Genomic DNA, 14,279 nt, shown 5'->3' on the forward strand with positions numbered 1-14,279 from the left:
CGGGCCTGCGCGGCGGGTGGGAGCCGCCGCCCGGCGCCGGCGGTCGTGCGCCATGCGGCCGTGCCGCGCGACGGTGCCGGGCGGCTCCCCGGCGCGACTGCCCGCCGCCCGGTGCCGCCCCCGCCGCGGCGGCCCCGGCTGTGACCTGCGCGGCGACCCCCGCTGTGACTCCTGCCGGGGCGGTCCGGGAATTCGCACGGTTCCGTTGACAAGCGTCGGGCTCACCCCTTTTGCTTGCCCTTGTCGCCGGGTTCCCGGGGGTCCGGGGTCCCGCGGGGCGAACAATGAGGACTATCCATTTCCGGTGCGGACGGCGTATAGTTTGACAACGTTGTCACGCGGGTGGCGGCGGCAGCGTGGTGTGGGGCTGGACGCTGCTCTCATGACCCGTGGGCGGGGCCGATGTCAGGCGGCTCCGCCCACGATTTTCCGGGGCTTACGGGCTTGCGGGCTTGCGGGCTTCGGGGCTTCGTGGCTCCGGCGCTTCGGGGCCGCGTGGGCTCCGGGGTAGCCGCGGGTGTTCCGGTGTTCGGTCTTCCGGTGGGGGCCTGGCGTCACCGCGCCCGCTCGGCGAGGAAGTCCTCCCAGCTCCGGGTGCCCTTGTCGGCGTCGAGGTCGAGGTTGGCGCCGGCGCGGTAGGCGCGGCCGGGGCCGCCGGGGACGCGCACGGGGAACATCGGGCGGCGCTTGCCGCGGGCCTGGAGATAGCCGCGGGTCAGATCCGCCATCGTGTACACGCGCGGGCCGGCCAGGCCCGCGACCAGGCCGGCCGGGTCGCCGCCGGCCAACTCCACCAGCCGCGCGGCCACATCGCGGGCGTCGACCGGCTGGAGCCGCAGGCCGCCCGGCGCGGGGACCAGCGGCAGCCTCGCCATCGCCCGCACGGCGGTCAGCGTCAGGTCGTGGAACTGCGCGGCGCGCAGCACCGTCCACGGCACCCCGGAGTCGGCCACCGCACGCTCGGCGCCGAGCTTGGCGCGGAAGTAGCCGATCGGGACCTTGTCCGCGCCGATCACCGAGATGCACACGAGGTGCCGTACCCCGGCGTGGGCGGCCGCTCGCGCGAGGTTCCGGGTCGCCGCGTCGTCGCCCTTGGCGCTGCCCGCCAGGTGCAGGACGACCTCGGCGCCGGCCACGGCCGGCTCGATCCCCTCGTCCTTGAGCAGGTCGCCGACGACGTACTCGACTCCGTCCGTGTCCGGCCGGGCCTGCCGGCTGAGGCTGCGCACCTTGTACCCGGCGGCGCACAGCAGCGGCGTCACGTGCCGGCCCAGCGTGCCCGTACCGCCGGTGAGCAGAATGGCTGAGGTCATGGCTTCTCCGAAGTCGTCCCGACCCGGGCGGCGCCCGGCTGACCTCCCGGTTCTCGGAGGTCTATGGTGTTGACACGCGGCGATCGAGGAACGTGACGGGGGACGGGCCGATGGAGGACGACGCCGCTTTCGCGGAGCGTTTCGAGGGGGAGCGGGGGCGGCTGCGCGGCATCGCCTACCGCATGCTGGGCTCGGCGAGCGAGGCCGAGGACGCCCTTCAGGAGGCGTGGTTGCGGGCGAGCCGGGCCGGCACGGACGGCGTCGCGAACCTGCCTGGCTGGCTGACCACGATCGTCACGCGGATCTGCCTGAACATGCTGCGTGCCCGCGAGTCGCGGCGCGAAGAACCCCTGGAGGCGCACCTGCCCGGGGCGGGAGCCGGTGGCGCGGACGCGGCCGCGCCCGGGCATCGGGAGGACGGGCCCGACCCCGAGGACGAGGCGGTGCTCGCCGAATCGGTCGGGCTGGCGATGCTCGTGGTGCTGGACACGCTGGCGCCCGCGGAGCGCGTCGCGTTCGTGCTGCACGACCTGTTCGCGATGCCGTTCGACGAGATCGGCCCGATGATCGAGCGGTCGCCGACCGCGGCCCGGCAACTCGCCAGCCGCGCCCGGCGCCGGGTACGGGGCGGCACGGCGGCCGAGTCGCCGTCCGAGGCCGAAGCGGCCGCGCGGGCCGGTCAACGGCGGGTGGTCGAGGCGTTCCTGGCCGCTGCCCGCGGCGGCGACCTCCAGGCGCTGGTCGAGCTGCTCGACCCGGACGTGGTGCTGCGCGCGGACCGCCAGGTGGTGCCGACGCCCGAGCCCGTCGTCCTGCGCGGGGCGCGGCACGTCTCCCAGGGGGCGTTCGCGGCGGCGGCCCGGGTGCCGTTCAGCGCGCCGGCGCTCGTCGACGGCTCGGTGGGGCTGGTGATGGCGCCGCTCGGCCGGCTCGTGCTGGCGCTCGCCTTCACGGTCGACGGCGGCCGGATCACCGCGATCGACGTCGTCGCGGACCCGGACCGCCTGCGCGACATGCGGTTCGGGGTCCTGGAGGGGTAGGCCGTGCCGGGAAATCCCTTGCCGGCGGCCGGTCGTACGGGGCACTCTCGTGCCCGCGGCGCTCTCGTGCCCGCGGCGCTCTGCGCGTGAGCCTCGCCTCCTGCCTTCGGCGGGCGGCGTGTGCCCTGCGCGGTCGTCCCGTGCGCACGGGACTCGCGCCCCGGATGACCGCTCGCTGAGCCGCCGGGGCGGACGGCGGTTCTCCGGAACGCGGCCGAGCCCCACGTTCCGGGCGGCGGAGGCGGAAGAGCGCGGAAGGATGAGGGGACCGCGATGGCGGGAATGTCGGTGACCGTGTGTCTGCCGGCCGAGGCCGAGGGCGATGTGGAGGCGGCTCTGGACGCCGCCCTGGCGCCGTTCGACCTGAACGCCGACAACCCGCCCGACCGCGGCATGTGGGACAGGCGGCCGACCCCGTGCGGCAGGAAGACGTGCTCACGCCGGACGGCTGGTGGATCGAGCCGAACGGGGCCGCGGTGCACGGCTCCTGCGATCCCCTGGACTGCGGCCACACCGCGCCGCCGGTCGGGCCGGACACCGAACGCTACCTCGCCGGGCTGCCGGGTGACACCGTGCTGGTGCGGCTGCGCGGGCACTGCTGACGTCGGGCGGTTGATCCGGGCCGGGAGCGTCGCCCGCTGGCCTCGCTCGCCGGCCTCGCCTGCTGGCCTCGCCTGCTGGCCTTGCCCGCCGGCCTCTTGCCCGCCCGCCCGCGAGCGTCGACATCGGCGGTCGGGGGCACCGGGCGAACCGGGTGAACCGGGTGAAGTGGGTACCGGCCTTGATCCTGGGGGCCGTTCGCGGCAGTAGCCTGCGACGATGGAACACGTCAGCGATGTGCCCGAGGATCGTGCCCAGCCCGCCGACCCGACCGTGGTGAACGACTACGACAGCTTCGCCGAGGCGTACGCCGCGGAGAACGAGGACAACCTCGTGAACGCGTACTACGAGCGGCCCGCGATCTTGGATCTCGCCGGAGAGGTGGCCGGCCGCCGGATACTGGACGCCGGCTGCGGCTCGGGGCCCCTGTCCGCCGCGCTGCGCGAGCGCGGCGCCCTCGTCACCGGCATCGACTCCAGTGCCGGGATGCTCGCGCTGGCCCGGCGCCGGCTGGGCGACGGCACGCCCCTGCACGTGGTCGATCTGGCCGGCCCGCTGCCGTTCGCCGACGGCGCGTTCGACGACGTGGTCGCGTCCCTGGTCCTGCACTACCTGGAGGACTGGGGGCCGACGCTGGCCGAGATACGGCGCGTGCTCGGGCCCGGCGGCCGGCTGATCGCGTCGGTGGACCACCCGTTCGTCGCCTACACGCATCGGGAGCCGCGGCCCGACTACTTCGCGAGCGGCGAGTACTCCTTCACCTGGGTGCTCGGCGGGCAGCCCGCCCCGATGAGGCTCTGGCGCAAGCCGCTGCACGCGATGACCGACGCCTTCACCGCTGCCGGCTTCCGGCTGTCCGTCATCAGCGAGCCGCAGCCCGACCCGGCCGGCCGCGACCTGTTCCCCGACGGCTTCCAGGGCCTTTCGACCACGCCCGGCTTCCTGTTCTTCGTCGTCGAGGTGCCGTGACGCGGAGGTGCTGTGACGTGTGGGTGCCGTGACGCGCAGGCGTCGCCCAGGCGATGCGACGTCCGAATCGTGCCAGCGTCCGCGCCTCCGCCCGAGCAGCATGATCCACGAACCGCCCGGAACAGCAAGAGGAGCAGGGGCAATCGTGGATCTGGAACTTGTGGACCGAGTCGCCGTCGTCACCGGCGCGTCGAAGGGCATCGGGCTCGCCGTCACGCGGTCGTTGCTGGCGGAGGGCGCGAAGGTGGCGGCGGTCTCCCGCCGGACGTCGCCGGAACTGGAGGAACTCGCGGGACCCGGCCTCCTCCACGTGCCGGCCGATCTGATGGACCCGCGGGCGCCGGGCCGGGTCGTGGACCGCGCGGTCGACCACTTCGGCGGGCTCGACGTCCTGGTGAACAACGCGGGCGGGCCGCCGCCCGGAATCGCCATGCCCCGCACGGGGTTCTTCGACGGTGACGACGCCGAGTGGCAGGCAATCTTCGAGTTCAACCTGTTCTCGGTCGTACGCATGATCCGCGCCGCGATTCCGCGGTTGGTCGAGCGCGGCGGCGGCTCGGTCGTCAACGTCTCCACCGGTTTGGCCCGTCAGCCCGCGAGCGTCAACATCGAGTACGGAGCCGCGAAGGCCGCGCTGTCCAACCTCACGAAGGTCCTGTCGGAGGAGTTCGGCCCCCGGGGAATCCGGTTCAACACGGTCTCCCCGGGTGCGGTGCTGACCGCGTGGTGGACGGAGAAGGGAGGAGCCGCGGACATCATCGCGGGCATGGCCGGCGCCGACCGTGACACCGTCATGCAGACCGTGGCCCCGCAGATGATGGGGCAGCTGACGGGACGCCTGATCGATCCGCGGGAGGTCGCCGACGCCGTACTGCTGCTGGCCTCGCCGCGGTCGGCCAGCACGATAGGCGCCGACTTCGCGGTGGACGCGGGGTTCCACAAGAGCGTCTGACGGAAGCGCCCGCCCCGCCGCCCCCGGTCCACCCCCTCTCGGCTCGGCCCCCTCCGGTCGCCGGTCGCCGGTCCGTGGATCGGGGGGCGGTTGCCGGGCGCGGAGCTGGGGGCGAGTCGAGGCGTGATCATTACGCCCCTACGACGTAGGCGGGTGCCGTACGAGACCCCGGACCTTCACGCATGCCGTGCGTGAGTGACGTCCCGCCAACCTCGGCCTGCGTGGGGCGATGTGGAAGCTTCATCCGTTATGACTGACATGTCAGAGTCGGCGGAAGTTGCAGAATCCGACCCCATCGGCCGCTAGAGTGCCAGGTCAGAAAGTATGCTCCCCGCACCCGCGGGGATGGTCCCCGGTAGGTGACGCGGTACATGAGGGGAACTCCGTGTTCCCTGCACCCGCGGGGATGGTCCCTGCCGGATGCGCCGTGCCCTGGTCCGGATGCGGATGCTCCCCGCACCCGCGGGGATGGTCCCGAGAGCGCGCTCGCCGACCGGCGGGAGGAAGCATGCTCCCCGCACCCGCGGGGATGATCCCTCGCCGCGCAGTGGACCGGCGACGAACCCCTGATGCTCCCCGCACCCGCGGGGATGGTCCCTCGGCGAAGATCAACGGCACCACGCTGGAGAGATGCTCCCCGCACCCGCGGGGATGGTCCCACGGCGGCATCCCCCTGGAGTACGCGGCCGCGATGCTCCCCGCACCCGCGGGGATGGTCCCGGCACGGGGCCTCCTCTCACGCGGTGTAGACGATGCTCCCCGCACCCGCGGGGATGGTCCCACCTTCGGTGAGATCAGGGTGGCATCGTCGATATGCTCCCCGCACGCGCGGGGATGGTCCCCGGTGCGGCTCCTCAAGCCGCTCGGCCACCGCGTGCTCCCGGCACGCGCGGGGAGATGGTCCCGACTGTCACCTCGTGAGTGGTACCAGTGGCCCTGTGCTCCCCGCACGCGCGGGGATGGTCCCAGCGTGATCCTGAGCGACGTGCGGGGCGGCCTGTGCTCCCCGCACGCGCGGGGATGGTCCCGTCCACACCATCAGCGCCTGGCCCGGGTTCCAGTGCTCCCCGCACGCGCGGGGATGGTCCCTTCGCCCAGCCGTACGCCGGCCCGGTCAACGTGTGCTCCCCGCACCCGCGGGGATGGTCCTCCTGGCACCACAGCTGCGGGGGTGTCAGGTCCCGTACGGCGGCGGGATCAGGGTGTGGGCCCAGCGCCCTACGGAACTCGCTGAGGTAGCTCACGCACCGGGCCGAGCGGAGCTGTTCCCCGAGGTCGAGAGCATTCAGGGCCACCCGGCATGATCCCTCCAGGTCGCCGGTCCGGAGGTGGGCGTCGGCGAGCACCATGGTGGCGACGAAGTCGGAACGCACGGGGTTGCCGCTCATCGCATTGCCTCGTGCTCGACGGCCTGCCGTGCCCGGTTCCTGCGAAGTGCCCACGGCTGGGTTCGAACCTGCGCGCACGGCTCCGGAGGCTGGGGGAGCCGTTGCTGTTTGCGTGGCACGGAGCTGGGCGGGAGCCGATTCTGGTGGCGAGCGGGGCGTGATCATTACGCCCGTACGACGTGGTCGACGGCTCTGAGCATCAACGCGCAGCCGAATTGACTCTCTCCGACTGGCGTGATTTCCCATCCGCCGAAGAAGTCGTCGTGGACGCGGACCGTGAGCAGGGCCGGGCCGGTCCATGGTCCCTTGCCTGAACCTGTATCTGTCTCCGGCTGTGCGAAGCCGAGGTGAAAGGTGACGACAGCGGCCGCGCGGTCGGAGGTGGCGTAGCTGACGGTCTTGGGACGGTCCGGCTCCGTGGAGCCAAAGGTGACAGACGGTGGGCCGAACTCGGTCACGACCTCTTGCAGTGAGCGGTTGTTCCTCGACCAGGACGTAGCGGTGTCGACGACGGCCGAGTGCTCGGCGGGCGTAAGCGTACGGTCCAGCCGGAGCCAACCCCGGCGGTGAGCATCCTCCCCGTACAGGGACGCGACGACATGGACATCCGCGTCGGGAAAGCCCTGCCTCAGCATCGTTGACGGAGCCAGGCGCGCGTTCGTGTCGGGAATCCACACGTGGGCCCCGCGGCTCGGTTCGACCGCCGCGAGTCGATCGAGGAGGCGCACCACCGTTGGAGGCCGCCGAAGTCCTCGGCCAGGCGTAGTGCCCGGTTCAGCCGCTCCAGCAGACTCTCACGGTCGTGGTCGGTATCCACCATTCCCTCAGTAGCGATCGAGGAACGAACTTGGATACCGGATGAGACGCTGGGAGGTATGCCATCAGTCTGACTGTGCTTGTCCAGAGCGACAACGATGCGTCAGCGCTTCTTCTTGGTGGTCTTCTTGCCGGCTGCGCGGCGCTTGTTCGCCTCGTGTGCCGACCACGCGCCTTGATGATCCTGGCAGCGTGATGAACCCTTCTTCGCTGGACGCTGGCAACTCGTCCCCTTCTGCGTAAGGGCGTGACATTTCGGCTGGCGCTCTCCCACGGTTGCTCCTCTCAGGCTGACGATGGGCACAGGTTCCGCTGCCACGATCGCAGCGGGGCAACCGCCTCGGGAGGCGCGCGAACGGTGGTGAAGGAAGCACGGCAAGCGCGCAGCGGGTGCCGTGTCCCGCTCGGCACGATTCGAGCCTGGGCGCACGGCTCTTGAGCGGGCAAGCTGTTGCCGTTTGTCGGCTGTTGAGCTGGGTGGAAGGACTGTGAGGCGGTTCAGGGCGGCGTAATCAACACGTTTCTACGACGCGAACCACCTGTCAGGTGCGGGAGGGGGGCCGTAGCGTCGGTTGTATGGCGAGCGGCGCCTCTGACGGTGGCAGGTCAGATGGCGGGGCTGCGGGCTTCACCGCGGAGGCAACCTCGTGGTGCTCGAAGAAGCGTGCGCGGTGGCGGGGCTGGACCCTGCGGGGGCGCGATTGGTCCGGCTCGGGTCCCACGCGGTCTACAACTGTGCCGACCTGCGCGTGATCGTACGTATCGCGGCCGACCCTGACGCCCTCGCCGAGATGCAGCGGGCCGTCCGTGTCGCGCGATGGCTGGCGGCAGAGGGCTTCCCCGCGAACAGGGTCGTGGCCGACGTGGCGCAGCCGCTTGTCGTGGGCGGGCGCGTGGTCACCTTCTGGGAGAGCGTCCAGGACGACGAGGAGTACGCGAGCGTCACGGAACTCGCCGACCTGCTCAAGCGGCTGTACTGGCTTGAGGAGCCGGAGTCACTGGAGTTGCCGTACTTCGATCCCTTCGCGAAGGTGCGTTCGTCGCTGCGGGGCCTGGGCGCCGGCGTGCAACCCGAGGACGTCAAGCACTACGGCTTTGACCTGATGAACTGGCCGGGCTACCCGGTCCTCGCCGACGTGCGCGAGCTGATGATGACCCTGTGGATGGGTGGAAAGGCTGCGGCTGAGTCGCGAGCCGCCGAGGAGTTCGTACGACGGGTGGAGGCCATCCGGACGAACGGCAGCCGGCGCGACTGGGCCGTGTTCTGAGGCCGCACAACTGACGAAGGTTGAATGTTCTCGATGACGACCCCGTGGCGTTCCTACCGATATGTGGGACCTGCTGAGTTGGTCCCTGCGGCAAGGTCGGCGGCCGGGCGGCGTATCGCTGACGCGGAGACCTTCGACGACTGGGCGTCGGCGCACACCGCGACCGAGCGCGTACAGCCATTCACTTTCGTCGTGGATGTTCACGGGGTGCTGTGCCTGGCGCCGCGACGCAGCGAGCACGTGGTCTGTGCGGGTGGTGGGGATGTTCTCAGCGCCGGGGAGGTGACCTTTGCTCGGGTAGGAAACCGCTGGGGAGCGGTGGAGGTCACCAACCAGTCGACTGGGTACTGCCCAGACGTCTCGTCCTGGCCGGCCGTCGCGGCGGCTCTCGATCAGGTGGGTCTCGACCGTCCGCCCGGGTTCACCCACGAGGTGGTTTTCCGACGCTGTGAGGCGTGCCGGCGGCTCAACATCGTCCGTGAAGGCGACTTCTTCTGTGTCTTCTGCGAGCACGTGCTACCGCAGGACTGGAATGTCGATGTGCGGAGACAGACGCCGCGAGCTTAGAGCGTCCCATCACTCGGTTTCTCCCTCGGCAGCCAGCCATAAACGGTGCTCGCCCGCCTGTTCCACCAGATCTCGGACGGCGCTGCTCTTGGAGTGCGGAGCCAGCGCGGTCCGGAACTCGGCGAGGTAGCTGACGCACCGGGCCGACCTCAGTTGCTCGCCCAGGTCCAGCGCGTCCAGCGTGACACGGCAGGCTTCCTCCAACTCGCCGGCCCGAAGGTACGCGCCAGCCAGCTCCATGGTGGCGAAGAAGTCGGATCGGACGTGGCTGCCGCTCATGGCGTGCGCGCGTGCTCGACAGCCTGCCGGGCGCTATTGACGTCGCGAAAGCAGTGGACGGCTTCGGCGGCGAGTTCGGCCTCGTCGAAGTAGGTGATCCACTCGCGTTCGTCGCCGTCGTTGCGGCGGTCGAGGTGCCGTGCGGCCTCGGCCAGGGCGAGTTCGCAGGCGTGCCGGTCGCCGGTTCGGCAAGTGCTCGCGCTTCCATGGCGTGGAACTGGGCCATGAGCGTCGGGGTCGCAACGCCGGAGATGCCCATGCGGACGGCACGAGCGAGGGTTGCGGCCTGGGTGAAGTGCCCCAGGAAAGTGGCCTGGTGGCTCATCGCGGACAGGATGATCCCGGCTAGGACTTGTCCGGCCGATCATGTGCGGAGCCGGAGTGGATCTATCCTGAGCCACTGGGGGGTGCTGTGGAGCAGGATGTTCAGCTCGTGCGGGATTTGGTGGCGGCCTCGCCTGGATTCGAGGGCCTGTTTGAGTCCCACGTCTTCAACCAGGACGGTGTCCTGTCCCACGTGTTCTTCTGGGATGTGGTTCAGGAGACTGTCGCGTCGTTCCTGGGAGGAGATGGGACGGACTGGCGAGTCACGTTGCGGTTCCTGGAAGAGCAACTTCGACGCGATGTTCCTGAGGTGAGCGCGGTGATTGTCACCTCGTTCCTCTTCAGCTTGCCGTGGCCGGACCAGCCCGGATACGGCCTTGTCGACCACCTTGGTCCCGCCATGAGTGCGCAGTTTGCTCTGATCCGACCGTCCGGCTAGGACTCGTCCGGCCGACGGGACTGCCGCGTGTCCAGGCCGTTGATACGGGCATGGGGCGGGGTGATCTGAGTGATGCCGAGTGGGAACGGCTGCGGCCGTTCCTGCCGGTCAGTAACAGGCGTTGTGGCCGGTGGCGTGATCACCGGCAGGTGATCGACGGGATTCTGCACCGGGGGCGGACTGGGGTGCAGTGGCGTGACCTGCCCGAACGGTTCGGGCCGTGGAAGACGGTTTACGAACGGCACCGGCTGTGGTCGGCCGACGGGACGTGGGAGCGTCTGCTCCAGCAGGTCCAGGCCGTGGCCGACGCCGCAGGCGAGATCGACTGGGACGTTTCGGTCGACTCAACCATCGTTCGTGCCCATCAGCATGCGGCGGGTGCCCGCACCGACCCGCCGCGGGCACCCGTTTCAAAGGGGGCCGAGGGGCCAGAACATCAGGACGAAACACCATGGCAGAGCCTGCACGGCCGCCTGGTGGAGGTGGTGCTGGAGGTGAGGGCCTGGGCCGGTCGCGGGGCGGGTTCACCACCAAGCTCCACCTGAGCGCGGACGGCGGCTGCCGCCCGCTGTCTCTGATCGTCACCCCAGGCCAGCGGGCGGATTGCACCCAGTTCCAGCCGGTGCTGGAGAAGATCCGCGTCCCGAAGTTCGGGCCGGGCATGCCTCGCAAGAAGCCTGACAGCGTCGCCGCCGACAGGGCATACAGCAACGGGCCCTGTCGTGAGTACCTGCGGCGCCGGGGCGTCCGGCACACGATCCCGGAGAAGACCGACAGCCAGGCCGCCCGCCTACGCAAGGGCTCACGCGGCGGCCGGCCACCCAGCTTCGACGACGAGCGATACAAGAAGCGCAACACCGTCGAGCGCGCCTTCAATCGGCTCAAGCAGCACCGAGCGGTGGCCACCCGTTACGACAAGCGCCGCTACGTCTACCTAGGCACGGCCACCGCCGCAGCGCTCACCATCTGGCTCCGCACATGATCGGCCGGACAAGTCCTAGGCGGCGGTCCCCGCTGTCCTAGGCGGCGGTCCCCGCTGTCCTGGGCAAAGCGAAGTGACTGGAGGAAGTAGCGCTGTGCGAGGCCGAGTTGTCCGGCGTCGAAGGACATCCATGCGCTGAGGTACTGCACTACCGCATGCCGGGCGTGCTCGCCGCCGAACTGGTCGTCCAGCATTGCGAAGGTGTCGCCGGTGTACTTGATCACAGCTACGTCGGTGAGCCCGACGCGTGTCCCATTGCGGGTGTTGGCGGTCAGCGGAGCCGGTTCGGGGGCGACCCTCCAGCGCAACGAGGCGTCGCTCCATGCCGGTTCGGAGGGCGCGGCGTGGAGAAGGGGCTCGTATCCGTGGAGATCGGCGCGCCAGAGTTGGTCGACACCAGAAATTGCCGCTTCGGGGATGGCGGGATAGCGCACTTCGACGAGCGAGCCGTCCCGTACTCCGCTCGGAGACAAGCCCAGCTCAGCCGCACCGAGGTCCAGGGCACCCGCGAGCAGCAGACCGTAGAACTCGTCCGGCACGCTGTGCCCGTTCTCCCAACTCGCCAACCCCCGCTTGACGCTCGCGTCGGCCGGTAGGGCCTGCCCGCTCACCTGGGCGCGGCAGCGCAACTCGCTGACCAACCGGGGCTGACTCCAACCCCGCTGCTGGCGAGCCGCCTTGAGGCGTAAGCCGATCTGCTCCGGAGCGCCCGCCATCGTGCGCCCTCCCAGCCGTGGATGACATGTAGTTGCCCCACCACCGTACGTGTCGGGACGCCGGAGGGACCCCCGAATTCCGTGTCCTGGCCGTCGGTCGACGGTGACGGGGGATGACGCGCCGCGTGTCGCCTCGTCATCACCCGTCACCTGCCGTCATCTGCCCTGCCCATGCCGTCCGCATCGAATCTGGAACCGCGGCGGATGTCAGCTCTCGCCGCCTGACGAGAAGGGAGGGAGCAGGCATGCAACGGGTCACGAGATCGGGCGTTCAGTGGCTGACGCGGGCCGCTGTCGACGGCGAGGAGTGCCGCAACCTCTGGCGGCACAATCCGCGGGCACCCTACGCCCTGCCGGTGGGGGAGCACTTCGAGGTGCTGGTGGTCGGCCAGGAACTCGGAATGGAGACCTTCGGCCAACTCCGGCGCCGCCGTATGCCGGCGGGCCCCGTGCTGGCCGACTGGGCCGCCCGGCAGATCGGGTTCATGCTCCCGCCGCGGTCCCGTGGCAGCTTCCACCGTGTACTGGCGGGAGAGACAAGCACTCCACCCGCCTTCCGGTACCTCGACGCCGACGCGGTGCTCGTCGTGCCCGGTCCTCTGACGCTGAGCGGCGACCGGTACGAGTGGCTGTGCCCTCCGGTCGGCGAGGGCGGGCCTTCCTCGGGCCGTACGACCGCCCTCGCCGTGATGCTCGCTGCCTCCGCTGACCTCATCGCCCGGGCTGCGCACCTCGGGGAGGTGGAACTCCATGAGGCCCGATGACGCAAGCGGGCCGGGCGAGTTCGGTCGGCTTGGGGCCGGCGACAGGACGCCGCTGGACACGTCCGAGTGGTACGCGGCCCGCGACGCGACCACCGCGCTTCGCGACGTACTCACCTCCGCCGGACTGCACCGCGACTTCCCGTACCTACGGGCCGACATGAACGCCTTCGGCCTGGGCTACGTCGACCTCGGCCGCATCGCCCCGCACACCGCCGAACGTGTCGCCGAACTGCTGCGCCTCGGTCTGGCCACCACCGCACCCCAGGAAGGGGAGCCGACGACATGACCGACCCGCGTGGTGTGTGCGCCCGATCGGCCGAAACCCTCGCCCCTGGCATCCCGTACGTGCGCGGCTGGTCCGATGCCCGCCGTGCCGCGGAGGTCCTTGCCCGTCAACTCACCCGCGCGGGCCTCGCGTCCGACGTCCCTGGCCTGAAAGCCGACGTCAACGTCATCGGACAAGGCGTCGTCCCCGTCGGAACCGTACGCCCCGACGTCTGCCGGGAGTTGGCACGCCTGATCGCCGCCGGTCTGGCGGCAGAGATGGCCCAGCAGCACAACCGAGGGACGAACCGCGCTTCTCAGCCCGCTTTCTTCTCACCAGCCGGCCGAACCTCCTGACCAAGACGGCCGTTGACCTCCTACCCCGAGGGACTTGCCACCTCATGCCCTACACAGCAGTACCGGCACGCAAGGAGCGCTCGCGTTCCGCTGACGATCCGCCGGGCCAGCCCACCGTGCCGTACATCGCCTCCTGGACAGCCGAGAGCCGTCCCCCTGCCCATATCGTGAATCGCCCCGGTGGGCGCGGCATCGCCTACGCCGACGAGACGCTGCACGACCGGGACCGTCACGGGGTCCTCTGGTATCGCAGCGTCTTCCGTCCCCGGCAGGGGCGTCCGAAGTTCGGCACGGTCCATGCCGCCCGGCAGCGCCGCACCATGCGCAAGCTCCTGTGCCAGGTCTGCGCAGGCCCAGCCGACCGTAATGACGACGGCGTGTTGTGGCTGCTTGGCGATGACCGAGACGACTGGCCGGGCTGGCCGGAGGAGATGGGCGCGACGCACCCGCCGCTGTGCCTGCGGTGCGCCGCCCTCTCGGTCCGCATGTGCCCGTTCCTTCGGCGTGGCGGTCACGTTGCCGTACGCGTCCGGGACCCCCGACCGGCGGGTGTCGTCGGGGCCCTGTACGAATCGGGGCCGGCCGGACCGCTGCCGGTGGGCCAGGTGCTGTTGCCCCGGGGTGACGTGCGGATGCCGTGGGTGCTGGCGTCGCAGATGGCCATGGGACTGCGCGGCTGCACGTTCGTCGACCTGGAAGCGGAGCTTGCTTCGGCTGGCATCGACATGCGGGCCTTGCGCCCTGGCTGACCTTATGCGTGGTCGCCGCCTCGGGGCGGGACCGGCGCCCCAGCGCCGCAGCCCGCACCGAGGCGGCGAGCCGTGTGGACACCCACTTCTCGACTTCCAAGACACCCGTACGCGCCGCGACACCCGCACTGCCGTTGATCGACAACCACCCCTGCGACCTCAAGGAATCCCCATGCCCGCCAACCGCCCCCCCGCACCCTTACCGATCGACGGCCACATCGACCAGGCCCGGGACTGCTTCCGCGACTTCGTCACCAACTACGCCCCGACCGACATCCACACCACGGGCGTCTACCTCGAACCGCTCCTCGCCGGCTGGCTCTACGCCGGACCAGGCATCGAGTCGACCGCCGGACTCTACGACCACTTCGTCCAGGCGGTTCTGGCGATTACCGATGCGATCCTGACGGGCACCCTCTCCCTTGACTAGGCGGGCCCGGACGCTCCTCCCTACCCCCGCCACCTCCTCGGCCTCCGCGACCCCAACATGGG

At 70.7% G+C, this 14,279-nt stretch carries 14 protein-coding genes, 2 pseudogenes and 1 CRISPR repeat array; of the genes and pseudogenes, 12 read left to right on the top strand and 4 right to left on the bottom strand.

The window, feature by feature from the left end:
* Positions 1-554 precede the first annotated feature (554 nt).
* Positions 555-1,313, bottom strand: coding sequence for an NAD(P)H-binding protein (locus AB0399_RS19560; RefSeq protein WP_366412163.1), 759 nt, complete (start codon positions 1,311-1,313; stop codon positions 555-557).
* A 110-nt stretch (positions 1,314-1,423) separates the two neighbouring features.
* On the opposite strand from AB0399_RS19560, the gene AB0399_RS19565 reads away from it, so the two are divergent.
* The 4 genes from AB0399_RS19565 to AB0399_RS19580 all read left to right on the top strand — a co-directional run bounded on the left by AB0399_RS19565 (position 1,424) and on the right by AB0399_RS19580 (position 4,874).
* A complete protein-coding gene (locus AB0399_RS19565; protein ID WP_366412164.1) occupies positions 1,424-2,353 on the top strand; it encodes a sigma-70 family RNA polymerase sigma factor in 930 nt (309 codons plus the stop codon).
* A gap of 416 nt (positions 2,354-2,769) precedes the next feature.
* Positions 2,770-2,955, top strand: coding sequence for a hypothetical protein (locus AB0399_RS19570; RefSeq protein ID WP_366412165.1), 186 nt, complete (start codon positions 2,770-2,772; stop codon positions 2,953-2,955).
* 217 nt (positions 2,956-3,172) lie between these two features.
* Complete coding sequence (locus AB0399_RS19575; RefSeq protein ID WP_366412166.1) at positions 3,173-3,922, top strand: methyltransferase domain-containing protein; 750 nt, start codon at positions 3,173-3,175, stop codon at positions 3,920-3,922.
* 145 nt (positions 3,923-4,067) lie between these two features.
* Positions 4,068-4,874, top strand: coding sequence for an SDR family NAD(P)-dependent oxidoreductase (locus tag AB0399_RS19580; RefSeq protein WP_366412167.1), 807 nt, complete (start codon positions 4,068-4,070; stop codon positions 4,872-4,874).
* A gap of 325 nt (positions 4,875-5,199) precedes the next feature.
* Positions 5,200-6,024: a CRISPR direct-repeat array (repeat unit 28 nt; unit sequence TGCTCCCCGCACCCGCGGGGATGGTCCC).
* Positions 6,025-6,426: 402 nt separating this feature from the next.
* Here the strand turns inward: AB0399_RS19580 and AB0399_RS19585 are convergent.
* The gene (locus AB0399_RS19585) at positions 6,427-6,993 is read right to left on the bottom strand and encodes a hypothetical protein (RefSeq protein WP_366412168.1); all 567 of its coding nucleotides are present in this window, start codon (positions 6,991-6,993) and stop codon (positions 6,427-6,429) included.
* Positions 6,994-7,725: 732 nt separating this feature from the next.
* Between AB0399_RS19585 and AB0399_RS19590 the strand changes: the two genes are divergently transcribed.
* A complete protein-coding gene (locus AB0399_RS19590) occupies positions 7,726-8,346 on the top strand; it encodes a hypothetical protein (RefSeq protein ID WP_366412169.1) in 621 nt (206 codons plus the stop codon).
* A 576-nt stretch (positions 8,347-8,922) separates the two neighbouring features.
* Here AB0399_RS19590 and AB0399_RS19595 read toward each other — a convergent pair.
* A pseudogene (locus tag AB0399_RS19595) lies at positions 8,923-9,547 on the bottom strand (hypothetical protein); the annotation flags it as partial.
* A gap of 57 nt (positions 9,548-9,604) precedes the next feature.
* Here AB0399_RS19595 and AB0399_RS19600 point away from each other — a divergent pair.
* Together AB0399_RS19600 and AB0399_RS19605 are read left to right on the top strand one after the other, a co-directional pair.
* Positions 9,605-9,955: a hypothetical protein gene (locus AB0399_RS19600; RefSeq protein ID WP_329372171.1), complete on the top strand. Its 351-nt coding sequence runs from the start codon at positions 9,605-9,607 to the stop codon at positions 9,953-9,955.
* A 50-nt stretch (positions 9,956-10,005) separates the two neighbouring features.
* Positions 10,006-10,937, top strand: a pseudogene (locus AB0399_RS19605) (IS5 family transposase).
* Here the strand turns inward: AB0399_RS19605 and AB0399_RS19610 are convergent.
* Positions 10,886-11,653 carry a hypothetical protein gene (locus AB0399_RS19610; RefSeq protein WP_366412170.1) on the bottom strand — a complete coding sequence of 256 codons (768 nt, stop codon included), beginning with the start codon at positions 11,651-11,653 and terminating at the stop codon, positions 10,886-10,888. The pseudogene AB0399_RS19605 and the gene AB0399_RS19610 sit on opposite strands and share 52 nt — an antisense overlap.
* 245 nt (positions 11,654-11,898) lie before the next feature.
* On the opposite strand from AB0399_RS19610, the gene AB0399_RS19615 reads away from it, so the two are divergent.
* The 5 genes from AB0399_RS19615 (at position 11,899) to AB0399_RS19635 (ending at position 14,217) form a co-directional block, all read left to right on the top strand.
* Positions 11,899-12,417 carry a bifunctional DNA primase/polymerase gene (locus AB0399_RS19615; protein ID WP_366412171.1) on the top strand — a complete coding sequence of 173 codons (519 nt, stop codon included), beginning with the start codon at positions 11,899-11,901 and terminating at the stop codon, positions 12,415-12,417.
* Positions 12,404-12,703, top strand: a complete 300-nt coding sequence (locus AB0399_RS19620) for a hypothetical protein (RefSeq protein ID WP_366412172.1) — start codon at positions 12,404-12,406, stop codon at positions 12,701-12,703. The genes AB0399_RS19615 and AB0399_RS19620 overlap by 14 nt, the downstream gene beginning before the upstream one ends.
* Complete coding sequence (locus AB0399_RS19625) at positions 12,700-13,038, top strand: hypothetical protein (protein ID WP_366412173.1); 339 nt, start codon at positions 12,700-12,702, stop codon at positions 13,036-13,038. Before AB0399_RS19620 ends, AB0399_RS19625 begins: the two co-directional genes overlap by 4 nt.
* Positions 13,039-13,082: 44 nt before the next feature.
* Positions 13,083-13,787, top strand: coding sequence for a hypothetical protein (locus AB0399_RS19630; RefSeq protein WP_366412174.1), 705 nt, complete (start codon positions 13,083-13,085; stop codon positions 13,785-13,787).
* Positions 13,788-13,959: 172 nt separating this feature from the next.
* Positions 13,960-14,217 carry a hypothetical protein gene (locus AB0399_RS19635; protein WP_366412175.1) on the top strand — a complete coding sequence of 86 codons (258 nt, stop codon included), beginning with the start codon at positions 13,960-13,962 and terminating at the stop codon, positions 14,215-14,217.
* The last annotated feature ends 62 nt before the right edge of the window (positions 14,218-14,279 follow it).

The sequence above is a fragment of the Streptomyces sp. NPDC088194 genome (assembly GCF_040702025.1).
Taxonomy (GTDB): domain Bacteria; phylum Actinomycetota; class Actinomycetes; order Streptomycetales; family Streptomycetaceae; genus Actinacidiphila.